This is a genomic window from Yinghuangia sp. YIM S09857, from assembly GCF_051388915.1.
Classification (GTDB): Bacteria; Actinomycetota; Actinomycetes; order Streptomycetales; family Streptomycetaceae; genus Yinghuangia.
On sequence record NZ_JBPKBH010000011.1, the window covers coordinates 69,595 to 88,552 of the forward strand.

Genomic DNA, 18,958 nt, shown 5'->3' on the forward strand with positions numbered 1-18,958 from the left:
CCGCGCCGAGCAGCCGGGACACCTTGTCGTGCCCGAAGATGTGCGGTCCGACGAGCGGGGCCTTGCCGCCGCTGTCGCCGACCAACTGCACGTCGGCGGCGAGCAGTTCGCGCAATGCTTCGACGTCGCCCTCGCGGAACGCGTCGAAGAACCGCGCGGCGAGTTCCTGGCGTTCCCGGCGGTCCGCCTCGAAGCGCGGGCGCCCGTCGTCCATGTGCCGCCGTGCCCGGACCGCGAGTTGCCGGCACGCCGCCTCCGACCGTCCGACGGCGGACGCGACTTCCGGGAAGCCGAACCCGAACACCTCGCGGAGCACGAACACCGCGCGTTCCAGCGGGCTCAGCCGCTCCAGCAGCACCAGCGCCGCCATCGACAGCGAGTCGGCCAGTTCGGCGGAGCGCTCGGGGTCCTCGTACGGGTCGGCGAGCAGCGGCTCGGGGAACCACGGGCCGACGTACTGCTCGCGGCGGACCCGGGCGGAGCGCAGCACATCGATCGAGATACGGGTCACCACGGCCGACAGGAAGGCCTTGGCGGAGGTGGGGCGGGTCTCCGACTCCTCCCAGCGCAGCCAGGCCTCCTGGACGGCGTCCTCGGCCTCGGCGACGCTGCCGAGGATCCGGTACGCGATGGAGAACAGCAGCGGACGCAGGTCCTCGAACTCCTCGGTGGCGGTCACGCCCGGCCTTCCTTCCCCGCGCCGCGCGTACCACGCGGTTCGTGCGATTCGTTCTGATCATGCCTTGTGCTCAGTTCGTCCCTGAAGCCCTGCCGCCACGACGGGTGGCGCAGCTCCCAGCCGAGCTCGCGTTTCGCCTTGGCGTTGGAGAACCCCCGTCCCTCGGTCATCATCGTCACCGCCATCTCGCCGGCCAGCAGCCGGGCCAGCCATCCGGGCACCCGCATCGGCGGCTTGGCCCCGGCGCACGCGGCGAGGTACGGGAGCCACTGCGCGGCCGGGGCGGGCTCGTCGTCCACGATGTTGAACACGCCCCTGGCCCGCTGCTCCACGGCCAGGACCGTGGCCTGGGCGGCGTCGTCCAGGTGCACCCAGGAGCAGTATCCGGTGCCGCGGCCGACCAGCGGGAACTGCCGCTTCCGCAGCAGCTCGACCTGGTCGTCCATGGCGCCGGGGCCGTAGAAGCCGCCGTACCGCAGCACCGCGCCGCCGGCCTTGGCGACGACGTCCTCGACGTGCCGGATCGCCTCCATGCCGGGGCGGGCTCTGGTGCCGGTCTCGGGGTCGAGCGGGTCGTCCTCGGTCTTGACCCAGCCGCCGACGCGGATGCCGTTCCAGCACCCGTAACTCTGCGCGACGACGTGCGACACGTCGGTGGCCGCCGCGGCGGCGAGCAGGTTGTCGGTGCCCTCGGTGCGCAGCCGGATCGTCCGGGCGAACCAGCGGTCGGGGTGCTTGAGGTCGGGCTTCCCGGCGTGCACCGGCGCGATCGCGGTCATCTGGTGGACGATCGTGTCCGGCCGCGCCACGGCCACGGTCTGGCCGACGGAGGCCGCGTCCAGCCCGTCCATCACGACACCGTCCGCGCCCAGGTCGGCGAGCAGGGCGAGCTTGGCGGGGCTCGTGGTGGTGGCGGTCACCTGATGGCCCGCGGCCACGAGCCGGGGCACCAGCCGCCGCCCGAGGACGCCGGTGCCGCCCGCCACGAAAACCCTCATGCCCATCACCTTCCCGAGTGCCGGAAATCCCCTTCGACACACGGGACGAGACAGCCCGGCCGTCCGTGACATCGCGGCGCGTCAACGGTGCCGTTGGCGCGGTCGGTTTGCGGACCTCGACCTGGGTAGACGCCTGATATGGCCAGGATTCCCAGGTCCCAGCGACATGGGACGGAACCGGACGACGCCGTGTCGGATCTGCCGCTGCGGCGGCTGTTGTCGCGGATGGCCCTGGTGGCGGGCGTCATCGCCGCGGCAGTGTGCGCGTGGATCGCGGCGGACGCGGACGCGCACCGGGGGGTGTGGATCTTCGCCGCGGCGGTGTCCGCGGCTACGGCGCTGGTCGCGGCGATCGACCTGGGCGTCATCCGCCGCCGCATGCACCAGCGGGGCCTGCGCTCCATGAGGTTCCCGCATCCGCGCTGAAGCGAGGTAGCGTCTTCGTGCGTGGGCGTGGGCGTGGGCCTTGCCGCCTGGGCCTGGGCCTAGGCCTGCACGTGGCCGCGGGTAAGCGCGCGAGCGCTGGTGAGGGCGCGGGTGGGGTTAGGAAATCGGGGCACAGGTCGTCGGATGAGTGTGCGAGTTTCTGCCACCGCGCGGCGGAGCCGACCCCGTGCGGGTGAGCGCGTAACTCGCCCAATCGCGGGGCGCAGGTCGGACGTGTGTGCGAACTTGTGCGACCGCGCGCGTCGGAGTCGACCCCGTGCGGGTGAGGGCGTGACTCTCCCAATCGCCCGATCGTTGCGGAACAAAGGGAGCCACACGCGCCGCCGACATCAGCTGAGTCCGCGCGCCACGTCGCCGGTCAGGCGAGCATGCGGACGACCATGACGGCCGCGTAGGCCAGCACGGCTGCCAAGGCCACCAGGACGGTGACCAGGAGCCAGGGAAGCGGGTTGCGGCGTAGGGCCGGTGCCTCCGTCGGGCCGCTCGCGGACGAGTCGGACGGCCCGTCGGCCACGGGGTGCTCACTCACGGGGGTCCCCTCCCACGTACGGTCCCAGAACGGCGTTGCCCACCCAGCCTGTCACCGGGTGGGCCCGCCGTGCATCGGTCCTGCGGAGGAATCCGGGGTCACCACACCGGGCTCACGGCGTGGGCGGTTGCGATCCCCCGCCCTGCTGCTGCGTCGCGATCAGGCGTGCGATCCAGAACCGCAGGAAGTTCGAGAGCGAGTACCGGATGAAAAGCGCCATGCCCGCGATGGAGATCGGGATCCCGCAGAGTCCGACCAGGATCGCGTCCCGCTGCGTGAGTGCCAGTTGGGTCGTGTGGGCCATGATGTAGCCCCCAAGCCCGGTGCCGATCCCCGCCACCAGCAACACCACGCCCAGCCACATCAGTTGCGTGTCCAGCGTGGTGGACGGCGGCTTGATGCGCAGCCCCGCGACCTCCTGCGTGAGCGCGTGCGTGCGCGGCTCCCCGCTCGGCGCGGGCGGCGGCGCCGTCGGCCCGTCGGAGGGCGCGGCCGGGGTGCCCGCCGGGACGGTGGGCGGAACACCGGCGGTGTTCGTGCTCATGACTTCACCTCGTGTCTCGCCTTTGGACTCGCCTTGTGATTCGCCTTGCTCCGGGCTTTGCGCAGGGCTTTGTGCCGGTTCTTTTGTCGGGCTGTGTGCTGCGCCCTGTGCCTGGCCTTGCGCCTCGCCTGTCGTCTCGTCTTGCCGCACGCTCGGATCGCCCTCGACCCGCTCGGGAGCCGGAGCCGGGTCCGACAAGCCCTCGTCCTCACCGCCCAGGTAGGCGGAGTAGCGACCGCGACCGGTCGGCAGCACGACCGTGCTGTCGCCCGCTTCACGGCCGTCCACCGCCCCTGCCGCCTCCGGCACCTCCAGCGCCTCGGACTCCGCCACCGGACTCACCGTCCCAGTCAGCGCCTTCGGCGGCGACGCGCCCTCGACCGGCACGACCGACTTCGCGGCAGTACCCGCCGCTCCCGCCGCCGCGCCCCCGCTCTCGGCACCGTCGCCACCCAGATACGCGCTGTGCAGTCCCGCCGCAATTGCCTCCGGGGTGCCGACCGCCGTGATCCGCCCGCCCGTCATGACGGCCGCGAGGTCGGCGACCCCCAGCGCGGTCTGGGCGAACTGCTCGACCAGCAACACCGTCACGCCTGTCCCGGCGATCCGGGAGACGATCTCGAAGAGCTGCTCGACGACCAGCGGGGCCAGTCCCATGGACAGTTCGTCGATCAGCAGGACCGCCGGGTCGGTGGCGATGGCCCGGGCCATCGCGAGCATCTGCTGCTCGCCGCCGGACATCGTGCCGGCCGCCTGGCGGCGCCTTTCCTTGAGCCGGGGGAAGATCGGGAAGACGCGCTCCTCGATCTCGGACCGCGACACCCCCCGGTAGCTGGCCATCCACAGGTTCTCGGAGACCGTGAGGTTCGGGAAGACCCCGCGGCCCTCGGGAATGCTGCACAGGCCCAGCCGGGCGAGGTCCACCGGCGCCGCGCCGGTCACGCAGCGGCCCGCGAGCCACACGTCCCCGGCCGTCGGCGGGTGCATTCCGGAGGCCACCTTGAGCATCGTGGTCTTGCCCGCGCCGTTCGGCCCGAGCACCGCGACGACGGATCCGGCCGGGACCGCGAGATCGACCCCGTGCAGCACCTCGACCTGCTCGTACGCGGCCTTCACGCCCCGCAGTTCGAGCACCGGCACGTCCTGGACGGCGCCCGCGACGGGCAGTTCCAGTGTCTGCGTCACAGCGTCGCCCCCAACGTCTTGTCGGACTCCTCAGCCTCGCCCAGGTACGCGGCGCGCACCAGCGGGTCGGCCTGGATCTCCGCACACGTACCCTGCGCGAGCTTCTTGCCGAAGTCCAGGACATGCAGGTTGTCGCAGACCGACATGACCAGGTCCATGTCGTGCTCGACCAGCAGCACGGCGACCCCTTCGGCGGCCACGTCGCGCAGCACGCGCGAGAACTCCGCGGTCTCGGACTCGTCCTGCCCCGATGCCGGTTCGTCCAGCAGCAGGACACTCGGGCGGCAGGCGAGCGCGCGGGCGAGCTCGACCATGCGGCCCTGGCCGGTGGGCAGCGAGTCGGCCCGGACGTCCGCGATCGCGCCCAGGTTCAGGCGCTTGACCAGGGTGTCCGTGGTCGGCCCGGCGCGCTCGGCGGTGCGGTGCCTGCGGCGGAACTGGGCGGCCGCGACGTGGATGTTCTCGCGTACCGTCAACGACCCGAAGAGTTCGAGGCGTTGGAACGTGCGGGCCATGCCGCGCCGGGCGCGCTTGTACGGCGCCAGCTTGCTGATGTCGCGGCTGTCCAGCGTCACCGTGCCCCGGGTCGGGTTCTGGAGCCCGGTGATGACGTTGAACATCGTGGTCTTGCCCGCGCCATTGGGTCCGATCAGCCCGGTGACCTCGCCCTTGCGCGCCTCCAGGCTCACGTTGTCGAGCGCGACGTGGCCGCCGAACCGGACCGTGACGTCCTTGACCTCAAGCCCCATGGCGGCCTCCGGAGACTGCGGTGAGCGGCGGGAGTCCGAGGGTACGGTCCAGGGCCTCGATGTCGGCAGGGGTGAACGGCTTGCTCAGTCCCAGGTGTTCGGGCGGCGCGGTCATGCCCTCGGGCAGGACCGAACTGCCCGTCAGCTTGCCGACCTTCTCCGCCTCCAGACCGCGCGCCACCGAGGAGATGCCGATCAGGGCGACGGCGATCGCGATCACCATGGCGTAGTTGCCCACTAGGTCGGCTTCCCGGGCTGCGAACGCAAGGACCACCAGCGCACTGCCCGCGGCCATGACCGCCGGGTATTTGAGCGCGGGATCCCACTTGGGCCGCAGTTGCGCGGCGATCATACCGTTGGGGTTGCGGCCGAGTGCGATTCCGTTGAGGCCGATCAGGATCGTGGTGAGTTGCACGTAGTCGGGGAACAGGTTGGTCATCAGCGGGGTGCCCAGCAGGATTGCCGAGAACAGCGCGCCGCCGGGCGAGTTGAGGCCTGCGATGACCATCGCCATCAGGATGGAGAGGCCGGCGAAGAACTCGAACTGGGTTGCGCTGACCGACCTGGTGGCGCCACCGAGGATCCCGCCGCCGACACCCGCGATCGCCGCCGAGGTGGCGAAGACCGCAAGCGTGGTGAGCTTGTGGTTTATGCCGAGCGTGGCGCAGGCCGCCGGGCTGTCCTTGAGCGCCAGGAGCCGCTTGCCGAACTCGCCGCGCCGGATGGCCACGACGATCAGGCTGAACAGGGCGAAGACGACGGCACCGAAGACAAAGTACGCCCGGTCGCCCTCGATGCTGACGAACGGTAGGTCGTACCGCTCGAAGTGCAGGGTGCCGCCGTTGAAGATGTTGAACGTGGTGTCGCCCCACGTCCACTTGGGCATCAGGTAGATCCACCGGTCCATGGCCACCGCGAACGCGGCGGTGGCCAGGGCCAGATAGATGCCGGACAACCGCAGCGCGGGCAGCGCGACGACGGCACCGACGACGGCGCAGAGGACCGCCGCGTAGACCAGGCCCATCAGGCTGCCGTCGCCGCCCCAGTGGGACACGGCGATGGCGCCGATCCCGGCGAAGCTGAGCTGGCACAGCGACAGTTGGCCGGCGTACCCAACAAGGGGGATCATCGACAGCGCGATGATGCCGAATCCCCACATCTTGGTACTGCCGTACAGGTCGATCGGGTCGAGTGTGCGGGCCGCGATGACCGCACCGAAGACCACGGCGACGGCGAAGACGGCGCTGCCCGGCCAGCTCGGCCGACGGGCGATCTCCCGGGTGCGGCTTGCCGCGTGGCCGCGCAGTTGCGACTGCGGCAGGAGCAGCAGCGCCACGAACAGCACGACGACGGGCACGACCGCGATGAAACCGGTGAGGTAATCGGCTCCCGCCTCCCACTTCGGCACGTAACCGATCGCGTAGTCGTTGGCGAGGCCGATGATGAGCGCGCCGACGAAAGTCATCGGCAGGCTGCGCAGCCGCCCGATGACGGCCGCCGCGTACGCGTTGACGATGAGCAGGGTCAGCGGCAGCGGACTGAGCGACAGCTTGGGCGCCACCAGAATGCCCGCCACGGCGGCCAGCATGGTGCCGATGGCCCAGGCCATCATGCCCGGCACCTCGGGGCGCGAGCCGTTGAGCACGGCCAGCGAACGATCGTCCACCGTGGCCCGCATGGCGACGCCGGTGCGCGTCCTGGTCAGCAGGATCCACAGGCCGATCGCCACCAGCAGGGCCACCGCGAGCGTGGTGACGTCGCTGTACGGCACGCGTACCCCGAGCACTTTGACGACGTGGCCCTGGAAGAACGGCGTGATGTTGCGGTTCTTGTTCGGATCCCAGATCCACAGCACGGCCGCGACCATCGACAGCAGGATCGCAACGGTGACCATGAGCTTGGTGGCCTGCGACGTGCCCTCCAGGCGCCGCATGATCACGAGGTGCATCAGCGCGCCGAACAGCGGCGCGAGGATCAGCAGGATCACGGCCAGGGACAGCAGGACGGGCCATCCCCAGCCGTAGTGCAGCTGCCAATAGGTGAACGCCGCGAACATGCCCGTCGCGCCGTGCGCGAAGTTGAAGATGCCCGTGGTGGTGTACGTCAGGGTGAGGCCGCCGGCGGTGATCGCGTAGATCCCGCCAGTGGCCAGACCGCTGATGGTGAACGTCAGGAACTCTTTCACGCACCCCTCCGTGGGCGGATCAGGTGGACGTCCGAGCGGATGTCACCGCGGATCGGGTGGCGGATCAGGTGTAGGCCTGGTCGAGCTTGACGGTGTTGTCCTGCGAGCAGTTGAAGATGGTGTCGGTGTTGGGCTTGGTGATTTCCTTGTCCACCTCGAAGCCCTTGCCGGTCAGCTTCAACATCGTGTAGCAGGGGTTGGCGTGCATCTCACTGAGCGGGCCGACGTCGTTGGGGGCGAAGAGGCCACCCGCGGTCCAGGCCTTCTGCTTGGTGTTGTCGAGCACGCACTGCACGGTGAGGTCGGCGCCGCAGGCCTTGGCGGCCTGGGCCCACAGGAGCCAGGCGTTGAGTCCGGAGTAGTGGAAGTAGACCATCCGGCCGTCCTTCTTCTGACTCTGGTAGAGGTCCAGCGCGAGCTGCGCGACCGGCTTCTCCTTCGCGGCCTCCTGCGGCCAGAACGTCGAGTAGACGTAGAACTCGCTGTCGACCAGGTTGTCCGCGGCGGCCTTGACGTTGGCGGCGTGGTACGCCGACTGGTCGGAGAGGATCACCTTGGGCGCCCAGCCCGCGTTCTGCATCTCCTGGAACAGCGGGGTCGCGTTGACCGCGAACACACCGGCGCTGACGAGGATCTGGACGTCCTGGGCCTTCATGGCCTCGACGAAGGCGCGCCAGGTGGCGCCGGAGGGCGGGGCGAACTGCTTGCTCACCACCGTGCCGCCGGCCTTCTTGATGGCGTCCTCGTAACGGTTCGCGACCGGCTTGAGGGAGTCGAGGTCCTGGCCCAGGATGCCGACCTTGGCCTTGGCGTCCGGGTACTTCTCGAAGACCGCCTTGTACGGGCCGACGGGCCCTTCGTCGGCGGGGATGCCGCCGGGTTGCGTCTGGAGCGGGGCGTTGATCGCCGGAGTCGTGACGACGTAACCGGGGATGGCACCGAGGTTGCAGGCGAGCCGGGGTTCGACGGTGGCGTCGTCGAGCGGGTTGCCACCGCCGACGGCCATGAAGTCGGTCTGGCAGGCCGCGGTCGTCGCGGTGGCGGCGTTGAACAACTGCCCGTCGCGCTTGTTGACCTTGATCTTGCGGCCGTTGATGCCGCCTTGGGCGTTGCACCACTTGGCGAACGCGTCGCCCATGTCGAAGAACTCCTGGCCGAGTCCGGGCTGGAACTGGTTGCCCGGGTCGCCCATCGTGGATATGGCGATCTCGCCGTCGGTCACGCCGCGGTCGACCTTGGTGGCCGGCTTCTGGTCGGCCGGCTTGGGACCACACAAGCCCTTGAGGTCACCGAAGTCGCCGTTGGCCTGGGAGGGTGGCGCGTCCGTGGGGGCGCCCGGTGCCTGTGCGACCCCGTAGCCCGGCGGGAACTCCTCGATCCGCTCGTCCCCCGTTCGACTACAGGCGGCGACCAGGAGCAGGGGCACGACCATGCCCGCAGCCCATCGCCTACCCGTTCGCCGTGCGGATTTTGACGCCATCAGCCCTCCCGACACTTGTGTCCGCTGACCGGACTCAAGATGTCCTGGTCGGCATTCGTCGTGCAGCCGTGCAGCCGTGCGGTGGTGCATTGGTGCTCAAGTGCTGTGCACCGTCCCGGCGAACGGGTCGCGTGTCCGCGGTGGTCGGCTCGGGATCGGCGTTAGGGTCCGGGGATGCCATCAGACAATGGACCATGGAGCGATGGCCGGGACACTAACGGCGACCTCACGAGGGTGCAAGAGTCGCCGGACCGGCAAAAAGTGCCGGTCAGATAACGGTGAGGACGGGACGACGACATGCCGGTGAAGCGAGAAGGCGACAATGTCGCGGCGGTGGTCGTGGAGCGCGTCCAGACGCCCCGCGGGGAACTGGTTCTGCGCCGCCACGGGGACGCGTTCGAGATCATCAGCAACGGCACGTTTCTGATGGACACGCGCGACGGAGCGTCGGAACGACTGCTGGTGCGCGCTGCGGTGGAGGCGGTCGGACGGCCGGACCTCCGGGTGCTGATCGGCGGCCTGGGCGTGGGGTTCTCGCTCGGTGAGGCGGCGGCGCACCCGGCGGTCGGCCATGTGACGGTGGTGGAGCGCGAGGCCCCCGTCATCGCCTGGCAGCACGGGCCGTTGGGGCGGTTCTCCCGGCACGCGCTGGACGCCCCGCACGTCGAGGTGCGGCACGAGGACTTGCTGGACTGGGCGTTCGCGGCGGCGGGCCCCGCCGACGACCCGCTCCCCACGTACGACGCGCTGTGCCTGGACATCGACAACGGGCCCGACTGGACGGTGACCGAGTCGAACCGCTCGCTGTACGGCCGCGACGGGCTGCTGGCGCTGCGCGGCCGACTCGCCCCGGGCGGCGTCCTGGCGGTCTGGAGCGCGGCGGGGAGCCGGGAGTTCGAGGAGCGGCTGCGCGGGGTGTTCGGGGACGTGCGCGTCGAGGAGATCCCGGTGCGGGTGCCGCGCGGGGTGCCGGACGTGGTGTTCCTGGCGCGCTGACGGGGTGGCGCGGTCGGGCTCGGGACGCTCCGGGCCCGGCCGGTGGCCGCAAGGTGTCCAACGACACGCCGCCGCATTGCCTCCCGGTGACGATCATGTTTCGGGTCGTTTTCGCAGGTCAGACGTAGGCTTTTCGGCCTGACTGACCGTCAGCGAAAACTTGTGTCGGTCCACTGCCTCATGTCAACATGCGATGACGGTGTCGTGTGCGAGGGGACGGTACATATGGGAGCGGGCACAGGGCAGGACGGCGACATGGTCCGCCTCCTCGCGGACCGGCAGGCGCTGCGCGATCTGGTCCAGACATACGCGCACGGCGCGGACCGGCGCAAGCCCGACCTCGTCGCCTCCTGCTTCCTCCCCGACGGCACCCTCACCGTGCACATGGACCCGGGCGCCGAGCCGGTGTCCCGGAGCGGGCGCGAGCGCATCGCCAAGGCCATGACGGGGCTCGAACGGTACATCGCCACACAGCATCTGGTGACCAATCAGCTCGCCACGGTCGACGACGACCGCGCGGAGGCGGAAACGTACTGCACGGCGCACCACATCTACGACGACGAGGCGGGCGTACGCCGTGACCGCGTCATGGCGATCCGCTACCTCGACACATACGCGCGCACGGACGAAGGGTGGCGTATCGCGACCCGCACGCTGCACTGCGACTGGGTCGAGGACCGGCCGCTGACCATCGCGTCGTGAGCGGCGACAGTACCGGGGCCGACGCCGGGACGGAAACGGCGGCGGCCGTCGGAAAGACCTCCGACAGCACGGCGGCGCGCGGTCGCCGCAGCCCCACCCTCATCCTCACCGCACTCGCGTTCGCCGCGACCGCCATCGCGGTCATGCAGACGGTCGTGACGCCGATCCTGCCGCAGTTGCAGGGTCGGCTGAACGTCTCCAGCTCCGCCATCGCGTGGGTGCTGACCGGCAACCTGCTGGCCGCCGCGGTCGCCACCCCGCTGATCGGCCGACTCGGCGACCTGCGCGGCAAGAAGCGCTACCTGCTCATCTCCCTCGCGGCCGTGGCCGCAGGGTCGGTCCTCGCCGCGGTCACCACCTCGTTCCCGATGCTGGTGGCCGGGCGCGTGCTCCAGGGCCTCGGCGGCGGCGTCGTACCGCTGGCGCTGAGCGTCGTGCGCGACGAGTTCCCGCGGCACCGCACCGCCGGGAGCATCGCCGTCATCGGCGCGACCATCAGCGTCGGCTCGACGTTCGGCTCGGTGATGACCGGGCTGATCGCCGACCGCGCCGACTACCACCTGCTGTTCTGGCTGTCCGCGGCCGTCTCGGTGATCTCGATCGCCCTGGTGTGGCTGATCGTTCCCGACTCCGCGCCGCGCTCGGCACCGGGACGCGTCGACATCCTCGGGGCCTTCCTGCTCTCCGGCTGGCTCGCCGCGCTGCTGGCGGCGGTCAGCCAGGGCAGCCGGATCGGCTGGACGGCCCCCCTGGTCGTCGGCGGATTCGTACTGTCCGCGCTGCTGTTCGCGCTGTGGACGTGGTGGGCGCTGCGCTGCCCCGCGCCCCTGGTCGACCTGCGGGTCATGACGCGGCGCCCGGTCCTGCTCGCGGGCCTGTCCGGGATGCTCACCGGCATGGCGATGTACGGCTCGGGCCTGCTGTTCGCGCCGTTCCTCCAGTCCCCCGAGGCCAACGGCTACGGCTTCGGCACCACCGTGCTGGCCGCGTCGCTCTACATGCTGCCCGGCGCACTCGGCAACCTCGCGGCGGCGCCGGTCGCGGGACGCATGATCAACCGGTACGGCCCCAAGCCCGCCCTCGTCCTCGGCCCCGCGCTCAGCGCCGTCAGCTTCCTCGCGCTGCTGCCGCTGACCGGCCATGTCTGGGCGTTCTCGGCGGTGTTCACCCTCTTCGGCTTCGGCCTCGGCCTCGCCTTCGCCGCCATGCCGGCGACCGTCAACGCGAACGTGCCCTCCGACATGACCGGCGTCGCCAACGGCATGAACGCGGTGCTGCGCACCATCGGCGGCGCGGTCGGCGCGGCGATCCTGGGCGCGATCCTGACCGCGGTGACCCTGGGCGGCGACGGCCCGCGAGCCTCCGCACCGAGCCTGACGGCGTACCAGATCTGCTTCGGGCTGCTGGCGATCGGCTGCGTCCTGAGCGCCTTCATCGCCCTGGCCGTCCCGGGGGCCCCTTCGCCGCTGGCCCCTGCCGCGGCAGTACACAACGAACACCCGCGCCCTGAGGGGCCTTCCGAGGCGGCGACGGAGCCTGCGGCAAGCCGGTCGGGAACGGCGAGCGGGTCCCCGAGCGCGTCGGCGACGACCCGGTCGGCCGGTGGGCGGGGCGCGTAGCCTGGTGGGGCGGCGGCCCGGGGCGAGCCAATCGAACATGGGGTCGAACTGTCGGCAACCCCTCGTTGGTTCGGGTGACTGAGGGCCGGGGGTGGCACCTTCGGACATCGGCGAACGTTCCCGAGGTATGGAAGGTGCGGGCGGGGCGGGGACGCTTGGGGGCGCGAGGCAGGATGGGGACGCTTGGGGCTCGGGGCGGGTCGAAACGGGGGCGACTGGGGCTCGGAGCGGGTCGGCAAGTGGTCCGCGGTGGGGCGACTGAGCGCGGGTTCCTGGCCGGGTGAGGGTGCGGGGCGCTATGGTCGGTAGCGATGACCACTCAAATCGTTGTGAGATTGGGGGTCCCGTCCACGCAAGGTGAGTGCTGATGCCTCACTTCGCGAACGGGGATTCCCGGCTTTCCTTCTGGCCGCGCGTGCGCGAGTTCGCCGTGCCGCCCACCATGATCGAGTCCGCGACCGCCCGCCGCCTTGCCGGTGACTGGGCCGGGGCGTGCGCTGCCGCGGGCATCGACGTCGACCTGAACCTGCGTGTGCTGGCCCGCTCGCACGGGCACGAACTCGCGGCCCTTGTACGCGCCGACCTCCGCCACCTCGCCCCGGATCTGCTGCGCTGGCACATGCCGCGTATCGCTCCGGACGGGCAGTTGCGTCCCGGTCTGACCATCGCGCTGGCCCGTTACGGCGCCGCGACCGGTCCCCGAACGCGCGGCCTGTACCTGGTGGTTCGCACGCCGCCGGGCTGGGCCGCGGCCGGGCAGCGGATCAGCCTGGCGCTCTGGGACGGCACGGCACGCGCCCCCGGCGCGTACCGGCAGCCGCACCCCGACCGGCGCTTCCGGCTCGACCTGCACCGGCACTTGTGGGACGCGCGGCGTGCGCACGAGTTGCGTACGCGGGCGGGGGCCGATGTCGGGGTTGCTGCTTCGACGTCCGATCGTTCCGCGTCCGATCCCGCGGGGTCCGCGTCGGCGCGGTCCGCGCCTTCGGGGTTCGCGCCTTCCGAGTCCGCGTCCACGGGGTCGCCTTCAGGATCCGCGCCTTCGGGGTCCGCGCCGACGAGGTTCGCGCCTTCCGAGCTCGCGCATTTGAAATCCGCGTCTTCGGGGTTCGCGCCTTCCGAGTCCGCGCGCTCGGCGTTCGAGTCGTCCGAGTCCACGCCTGAACGGTTCGCGCCTTCGGTCTCCGATCCGACACTGTCTCCGACGGCATACGACCCCCTCGGCCTGGTCCCGGAGGACCAACCGTGCGCCGTGAACCGCTGGGCCGCCGAGGCCGCGATCCTCTTGCGCGCGGAAGGGCGTCCGCCAGGCGGCGTCCTCGTCCGGTTGGGGACACGGCACCGGTTGATCGTGGAACCGGCCGCCGACGCGGGTGACGACGACGGCGCACACCAGCGTCCTCAAGCCATCAACGCCGACGGCGACAGTCCCCAGATCCGGATCTCGAAGGCCCCCGCCTCCACCCAGGCGACCTCCCTCCCCGTACTCCCGGACGCCGCCACCTGGGTCCTTCCCGACCTGGAACTCCTCCGCGCCGGCGCGATCGCGCCCGGGCAGTTGCATCCGCTCGTCGCCGCCGCGCTGGTTCCCGGCTATTCGCCGGACACCGCTCGGTCCGCGCGCGACTCGGGCCACCCGCGCTACATCGACTGCCGGGGCGTACGGCATCGCATCGGTCTCGTGGACGGCGTGCTGACCGCGCTCGACCACCACCCGGACGAGATCCGGCGCGAGGAACTCCTCGCGGCCCTCACCGGAACTCCCCTGCCCTGCCTTCAGGCCATCGACACCGCGCACCGCCGTCCCGACTGCCTCACCGAGATCCGCGAACGCCTCCACCACGGCGACAGCGCCGGTGCCCTCGCCCTCGTCGAAGACCTACTGGGCGCGGACGCGATGCTGCGCGACGGTGAGCTGCGCGACCAACTTGAGGCGGCCGCGCGCGGGCGGATCACGTATGGCCTGTTCCGCGCCGGCCTTGCCGACGGCACGCCACCGGACCACCGCCCATCGCTCGAACATAGGCGGCGTCCGGGTCGAGCCGGACCACGACGCCGCCGAACTCACGCCTACTGACAGGCATTTCGCTCACCAACACCCACCAATTTCCGTACGACCGCTGCCAAATGGCAGTGAGTTCCGCCCCTGCACCCGCAGCGCCTTCGCGCTCGCCCGCGGCACACCCGACTTCGGCAACACCACCGGCACCCCGGGCAAACCCGGCCCCACTAGATCCGACCAGGCCCCGTCAGGCCCGTCATGCCCCATCAGCCCCATCAGCCCTATCAGCCCCATCAGCCCCATCAGGCCTACCAACCCCAAAGGTGATCCCACATGCTCGCAACGCAGCCCGCAGTCACGCCCGAAACCGCCGCGTCGCCCGCGCCCGTCCCCGCGCCCAAGCCGGCCCACACCCACACCCCCAACTCCCCCTCCGACCTGGACGTCGCCGCCGAACTCCTCGCTCTCCTCCGCGACACCACCACCGAACCCCGCCCCAACGCCCAGCTCGACGCGCTGACCCTCGCCGTGGCCGCCGACCTGCCCGTGCTGCTCTGGGGCGAGCCCGGCATCGGCAAGACCGCCGCCCTGACGCAGCTCGCCGCCACCCTCGAACTCCCGCTCACCACCGTCATCGCCAGCGTCCACGAGCCCTCCGACTTCTCCGGCCTGCCCATCGTCGGCGACGACCCCGCCCGTCAAGGCGTCCCGATGGCCCCGCCGGACTGGGCCGTACAACTCGCCGACGCCGGCCGCGGACTGCTCTTCCTCGACGAACTCTCCACCGCCCCACCGGCCGTGCAGGCCGCCCTGCTCCGCCTCGTCCTGGAACGCCGCATCGGCGCGCTGCAACTTCCGCCCGGGGTGCGGATCGTGGCCGCCGCGAACCCCCGTTCGTCGGCCGCCGACGGCTGGGAGCTGAGCCCGCCGCTCGCGAACCGTTTCGTCCATCTCCAGTGGACCCATGAGCACGAGGTGGTCGTACGCGGTCTCGGCGGCACCTGGCCGTACGCCGATCTCCCCCGTCTCGATCCCGAAAAGCTGCCGCAGGCCGTCGAGTTCGCCCGTCGCGCGGTATGCGGCCTATTGGCGGCGCGGCCGGCTCTCATGCACCGCCTGCCCGCCACCGAGGCCCGGCGCGGCGGTCCGTGGCCGTCCCCGCGGAGCTGGGAAATGACGGTCGCTCTCACGGCGTTCGCCACCGCCGCGGACGCGTCCCGCGTCGTTCTCTCGCAACTCGTCAGGGGCACCGTCGGCGACGGACCCGGCCTCGAACTCCTCGCGCACATCGACCGGATGGACCTCCCGGACCCCGAACTCCTCCTCGCCGACCCGAACTCGGCCGAGTTGCCCGAACGCGGCGACCTGCGGCAGGTCGTCCTCGACGGCGTCGTCCAGGCGGTCCGCAACCGACCGGACAAGTCCCGCTGGGACGCGGCCTGGTCGCTGCTCGTCCGCGCCCTGGACACCGGCGCGCCGGACCTCGTGGTCGTGCCCGCGACCACGCTCGCGTCGCTGCGCCGCGAGGAATGGGACGTCCCGGAGTCGATCGGACGCCTTGCCGGGGTCGTGGACATCTCCCGCCGCGCGGACCTCGCAGCCGCCAACGGCTCGGCCGGAACGTCCCGGAGGGTCTCCCGATGACGACACCGACGACACCTATGACACCGATGACACCGATGACACCGATGACACCGATGACACCGACCACCGTGACATCCCCAACGCCCCCTTCCGCCCCCACCACCCACGGACCACCGACCCTCGACCGCGAAAAGCTCTTCGCCGCCCGCCTGCACGCCGCCCGGGTACGCCCCTACCTCGCCACGGCCCTCTTCGCCCTGCACGTGGTGGAGTCCCGGCAAGTCCCCACCATGGGCGTCGACCGGCACTGGCGTTGCTACGTCTCACCCGCCTACGTCGACCGCGTGTCGTTCGAGGAGCTGGCCGCCGTATGGGTGCACGAGGTCGCGCACCTGCTGCGCGACCACCACGGGCGCAGCGACCGCTTCGCAGACGAGCGCGGCCTGACCGGCGCGGCCGAGCGGCTGCGCATGAACATCGCCGCGGACTGCGAAATCAACGACGACGTCTACGGCGACGGTCTGATCCGGCCCAAAGGCGCCGTGTATCCCAAGCAGTTGGAGCTTCCCGAGAACGAACTCATGGAGGAGTACCTGCAGCGGTTCAGACTCGGGCCGCTGACCCAGGACTTCGCCTGGCTGGAGTGCGGCAGCGGTGCCGACGGGCTCGAACGTCCATGGGACCTCGGCCCGGACGGCGCGCACGGCCTCAGCGAGCAGGAGCGCGACGCGGTGCGCTTCCGCGTCGCCGAGGGCATCAGGGGACGCCCGGGAGACGCCCCGGCCGGGTGGCGCAGATGGGCCGAGGAGGCGTTCCAACCGCCGCAGCCCTGGCGGGAGTTGCTTGGCGCGGCGGTACGCGCGGCCGCGTCGTCCGGCGGTACGGGCGAGGACTACACGTACCGCCGACCGTCGCGGCGCTCACCCGTCGTGCCGGGTGCCGTCCTGCCCAGCCTCCGACGCATGCCGCCGCGGGTCACGGTGGTCATCGACACATCCGGTTCGGTGAGCGATGCCGAACTCGGCAGCGCGCTCCGGGAAGTTGCGGCCATCACCCGGACGGTCGGGGGACGCAGGGACCTGGTCACCGTCATGTCGTGCGACGCGGCACCCCAGTCCGTCGGCCAGGTGTGCCGGGCCGAGGACATCCCCCTGATCGGCGGCGGCGGTACGGACCTGGGGGGGGGGGGTGGGGAGGGCTTGCGCNGTGCGACGCGGCACCCCAGTCCGTCGGCCAGGTGTGCCGGGCCGAGGACATCCCCCTGATCGGCGGCGGCGGTACGGACCTGCGCGCGGGCTTCGCGAAGGCCCTGCGCGCCAATCCGCGGCCGGACGTGGTCGTCGTCCTCACGGACGGCCAGACGCCGTGGCCCGAACACCGCCCGCCGTGCCGCACGGTCGTCGGGCTGTTCCCGCGGAACAGGCGCACGTGGAGCGAACACAGCGACGCGGAATACGTCCCCGATCTCCCACCAGAATGGGCCCGGACCGTGGAGATCGGCTGAACGCCCGACGGCTTGCCACCGAGCGACCGCACGCCCACGAACAACACCTCGCCCACAGACGTCGCCTCGCCACAGACAAAGACTCGGCGCAGGGAAGAACTCGCCTCAGAGAAGGACTCGCCGCAGACACGGCCCCCAACGACTCGCCGGCTCTAAATCCCTCGGCCTCGATACCGCCGCAATGCCATGCTGACCGCATGTCCGGATCTGACTCCCCCGGGCGCCCGTCCGTCGCGTCGGCCGCGCCCACCATCACATTCACCCTCGCCGACGACCTCCACCGCTTCCTCCCGCCGCGACTTCGCGAGGGACGGGTGACGGCGGCGGTCGCCGACGACTCGACGCTCGGCCACCTGGTCGAGTCGGCAGGCGTACCGCTGCCCGAGGTCGGGCGGCTGGTGGTCGACGGGGCGCGGACCGATGCGGCGTACCGTCCGCGCGGCGGCGAGGCGGTCGAGGTGTTCGCGGTCGCCCGACCGCAGCAAGTCCCCGGCCCCGGGCTGCGGTTCCTGCTGGACGTCCACCTCGGCGCACTCGCCCGCCGGATGCGGCTGGTCGGGCTGGACACGGCGTACCACAACGACTGCGACGACCCGGTGCTGGTCGAACAGGCGAACGCCGAACGCCGCGTGCTGCTCACGCAGGACCGCGGCCTGCTGCGTCGTCGCAACCTGTGGTTCGGAGCGTACGTGCGCGGGACGCGTCCGGACGTGCAACTCGACGACCTGCTGCGCCGGTTCGCGCCGGAGTTGGCGCCGTGGACGCGCTGCACGTCCTGCAACGGACCACTGTCACGGTTGCCAAGGAGTCAGTGGTGGAGGACGTGGAGCCACGCACGCTCGCGTCGTTCGACACGTTCGCCCGCTGCACCGCGTGCCGCCGCGTCTATTGGCACGGTTCGCACGGCGGGAGGCTGGACGAGATCGTCGCCACCGCGCTGCGGACCGTCGCGGACACCGCCGATCCCGCCGACGCGACCGAGCCGTCGTAGCTCAACGGCGGCAGCCGCGAAGCCAGCCGCAGGCGCGTAGGCAGACACAGAAGCCGAGTCAGAGGCAGAGTCAGAGGCAGAGGCAGAGGCAGAGGCAGTCAACGGGTCCACCGTGGAGGCGAGTTCAATCGCCCTGGCCCCGACGGACCCCCAAGCCGTCCTACCCCGCCTCACTCGCCGTCTGCCGCGCGATGCCGAACTCCGTCACGGGCGGCGCGCAGAAGATGGTGAGGTCGCACGCGACCTGCACGGCCTCCTGCGGTGAGTGGCCCAAGTGCAGTGCGGCACGGGCATATTCCCAGCCGGACCCGATCGCGGCGAACTCGGCGTACGTGACGTCGAAGTCCGAGTCGATCTCGAACAGCTTGCCGTCGAACCCGAACAGGAACGACGAGTGCGCTTCGAACCCGCTCATCTTGCGCTTCGACCACTCGATGTACTCCGCATAGAACTCCAGCACATCGCGCTCGTCCGCGGATGCTGGCATATGGGTGTCGAGGAAGAGGCGCATGAGGTTGACGTCACGCAGGTGGCCCGAGCCGCCGAAGACCAGGTTCTCGCCGATCTTGTAGAGCTTCGTGCCCTCTGTCTTCGCCTGGCCCCAGGTCACCTGCGAGTCCGCCGCGATGACGATGCGGTCTTCGAGGATCTTGCCTGCTATGACGGTCACGCACGCAGAATGGCAGATCCCGGCGCTGGGCGCCGCAGCGAACACCCTTTTGTGGCTGATCAGTTGGATTGTTCGGCCGCGCGCACGGCGGGGG

At 71.0% G+C, this 18,958-nt stretch carries 14 protein-coding genes and 2 pseudogenes; 8 read left to right on the plus strand and 8 right to left on the minus strand.

The genetic code is table 11. The features are described from left to right. Together sigJ and ACRX5S_RS23385 are read right to left on the minus strand one after the other, a co-directional pair. A partial coding sequence (sigJ, locus tag ACRX5S_RS23380; RefSeq protein WP_436775011.1) for an RNA polymerase sigma factor SigJ occupies nucleotides 1-679 on the minus strand: 679 nt, incomplete at its 3' end. Then, nucleotides 676-1,677 carry an NAD-dependent epimerase/dehydratase family protein gene (locus tag ACRX5S_RS23385; protein WP_436775012.1) on the minus strand — a complete coding sequence of 334 codons (1,002 nt, stop codon included), beginning with the start codon at nucleotides 1,675-1,677 and terminating at the stop codon, nucleotides 676-678. The genes sigJ and ACRX5S_RS23385, both read right to left, overlap by 4 nt. A gap of 189 nt (nucleotides 1,678-1,866) precedes the next feature. On the opposite strand from ACRX5S_RS23385, the gene ACRX5S_RS23390 reads away from it, so the two are divergent. Continuing rightward, complete coding sequence (locus ACRX5S_RS23390; RefSeq protein ID WP_436775013.1) at nucleotides 1,867-2,103, plus strand: hypothetical protein; 237 nt, start codon at nucleotides 1,867-1,869, stop codon at nucleotides 2,101-2,103. A gap of 379 nt (nucleotides 2,104-2,482) precedes the next feature. On the opposite strand, the gene ACRX5S_RS23395 is transcribed toward ACRX5S_RS23390, so the two are convergent. The 5 genes from ACRX5S_RS23395 to ACRX5S_RS23415 form a co-directional block, all read right to left on the minus strand. After that, nucleotides 2,483-2,653, minus strand: a complete 171-nt coding sequence (locus tag ACRX5S_RS23395) for a hypothetical protein (protein WP_436775014.1) — start codon at nucleotides 2,651-2,653, stop codon at nucleotides 2,483-2,485. A 112-nt stretch (nucleotides 2,654-2,765) separates the two neighbouring features. Continuing rightward, nucleotides 2,766-4,382: an ATP-binding cassette domain-containing protein gene (locus ACRX5S_RS23400; protein ID WP_436775015.1), complete on the minus strand. Its 1,617-nt coding sequence runs from the start codon at nucleotides 4,380-4,382 to the stop codon at nucleotides 2,766-2,768. After that, nucleotides 4,379-5,131: an ABC transporter ATP-binding protein gene (locus ACRX5S_RS23405; RefSeq protein ID WP_436775016.1), complete on the minus strand. Its 753-nt coding sequence runs from the start codon at nucleotides 5,129-5,131 to the stop codon at nucleotides 4,379-4,381. The genes ACRX5S_RS23400 and ACRX5S_RS23405 overlap by 4 nt, the downstream gene beginning before the upstream one ends. Beyond that, on the minus strand, nucleotides 5,121-7,316 hold the full coding sequence (locus tag ACRX5S_RS23410; RefSeq protein WP_436775017.1) for a branched-chain amino acid ABC transporter permease: 2,196 nt from the start codon (nucleotides 7,314-7,316) through the stop codon (nucleotides 5,121-5,123). Before ACRX5S_RS23410 ends, ACRX5S_RS23405 begins: the two co-directional genes overlap by 11 nt. A 64-nt stretch (nucleotides 7,317-7,380) precedes the next feature. Then, nucleotides 7,381-8,748, minus strand: coding sequence for an ABC transporter substrate-binding protein (locus ACRX5S_RS23415; protein ID WP_436775018.1), 1,368 nt, complete (start codon nucleotides 8,746-8,748; stop codon nucleotides 7,381-7,383). Between the two features lie 345 nt (nucleotides 8,749-9,093). On the opposite strand from ACRX5S_RS23415, the gene ACRX5S_RS23420 reads away from it, so the two are divergent. The 7 genes and pseudogenes from ACRX5S_RS23420 (at nucleotide 9,094) to ACRX5S_RS23450 (ending at nucleotide 18,194) form a co-directional block, all read left to right on the plus strand. Further along, a complete protein-coding gene (locus ACRX5S_RS23420; RefSeq protein WP_436775019.1) occupies nucleotides 9,094-9,792 on the plus strand; it encodes a spermidine synthase in 699 nt (232 codons plus the stop codon). Nucleotides 9,793-10,017: 225 nt separating this feature from the next. Continuing rightward, the gene (locus ACRX5S_RS23425; RefSeq protein WP_436775020.1) at nucleotides 10,018-10,494 is read left to right on the plus strand and encodes a nuclear transport factor 2 family protein; all 477 of its coding nucleotides are present in this window, start codon (nucleotides 10,018-10,020) and stop codon (nucleotides 10,492-10,494) included. After that, nucleotides 10,491-12,113 (plus strand): MFS transporter, encoded by a 1,623-nt coding sequence (locus tag ACRX5S_RS23430; protein WP_436775021.1) that lies wholly within the window; start codon nucleotides 10,491-10,493, stop codon nucleotides 12,111-12,113. Before ACRX5S_RS23425 ends, ACRX5S_RS23430 begins: the two co-directional genes overlap by 4 nt. Nucleotides 12,114-12,480: 367 nt before the next feature. Beyond that, entirely contained in the window at nucleotides 12,481-14,190 is a 1,710-nt protein-coding gene (locus ACRX5S_RS23435) for a hypothetical protein (protein ID WP_436775022.1), read from the plus strand. Between the two features lie 258 nt (nucleotides 14,191-14,448). Continuing rightward, entirely contained in the window at nucleotides 14,449-15,759 is a 1,311-nt protein-coding gene (locus ACRX5S_RS23440; protein WP_436775023.1) for an AAA family ATPase, read from the plus strand. 29 nt (nucleotides 15,760-15,788) lie between these two features. Continuing rightward, nucleotides 15,789-17,203, plus strand: a pseudogene (locus ACRX5S_RS23445) (vWA domain-containing protein); the annotation flags it as partial. A gap of 197 nt (nucleotides 17,204-17,400) precedes the next feature. Beyond that, a pseudogene (locus ACRX5S_RS23450) lies at nucleotides 17,401-18,194 on the plus strand (Mut7-C RNAse domain-containing protein). A gap of 160 nt (nucleotides 18,195-18,354) precedes the next feature. Here the strand turns inward: ACRX5S_RS23450 and ACRX5S_RS23455 are convergent. Then, nucleotides 18,355-18,864: a hypothetical protein gene (locus tag ACRX5S_RS23455; protein WP_436775024.1), complete on the minus strand. Its 510-nt coding sequence runs from the start codon at nucleotides 18,862-18,864 to the stop codon at nucleotides 18,355-18,357. Nucleotides 18,865-18,958: the final 94 nt, after the last annotated feature.

Bases quoted from the DNA above. Each gene is read 5' to 3' on its own strand.
- ACRX5S_RS23405 (WP_436775016.1), bottom strand. From the start codon at position 5,131: ATGGGGCTTGAGGTCAAGGACGTCACGGTCCGGTTCGGCGGCCACGTC.
- ACRX5S_RS23420 (WP_436775019.1), top strand. From the start codon at position 9,094: ATGCCGGTGAAGCGAGAAGGCGACAATGTCGCGGCGGTGGTCGTGGAG.
- ACRX5S_RS23435 (WP_436775022.1), top strand. From the start codon at position 12,481: ATGCCTCACTTCGCGAACGGGGATTCCCGGCTTTCCTTCTGGCCGCGC.
- ACRX5S_RS23385 (WP_436775012.1), bottom strand. From the start codon at position 1,677: ATGAGGGTTTTCGTGGCGGGCGGCACCGGCGTCCTCGGGCGGCGGCTG.
- ACRX5S_RS23415 (WP_436775018.1), bottom strand. From the start codon at position 8,748: ATGGTCGTGCCCCTGCTCCTGGTCGCCGCCTGTAGTCGAACGGGGGAC.
- ACRX5S_RS23440 (WP_436775023.1), top strand. From the start codon at position 14,449: ATGCTCGCAACGCAGCCCGCAGTCACGCCCGAAACCGCCGCGTCGCCC.
- ACRX5S_RS23425 (WP_436775020.1), top strand. From the start codon at position 10,018: ATGGGAGCGGGCACAGGGCAGGACGGCGACATGGTCCGCCTCCTCGCG.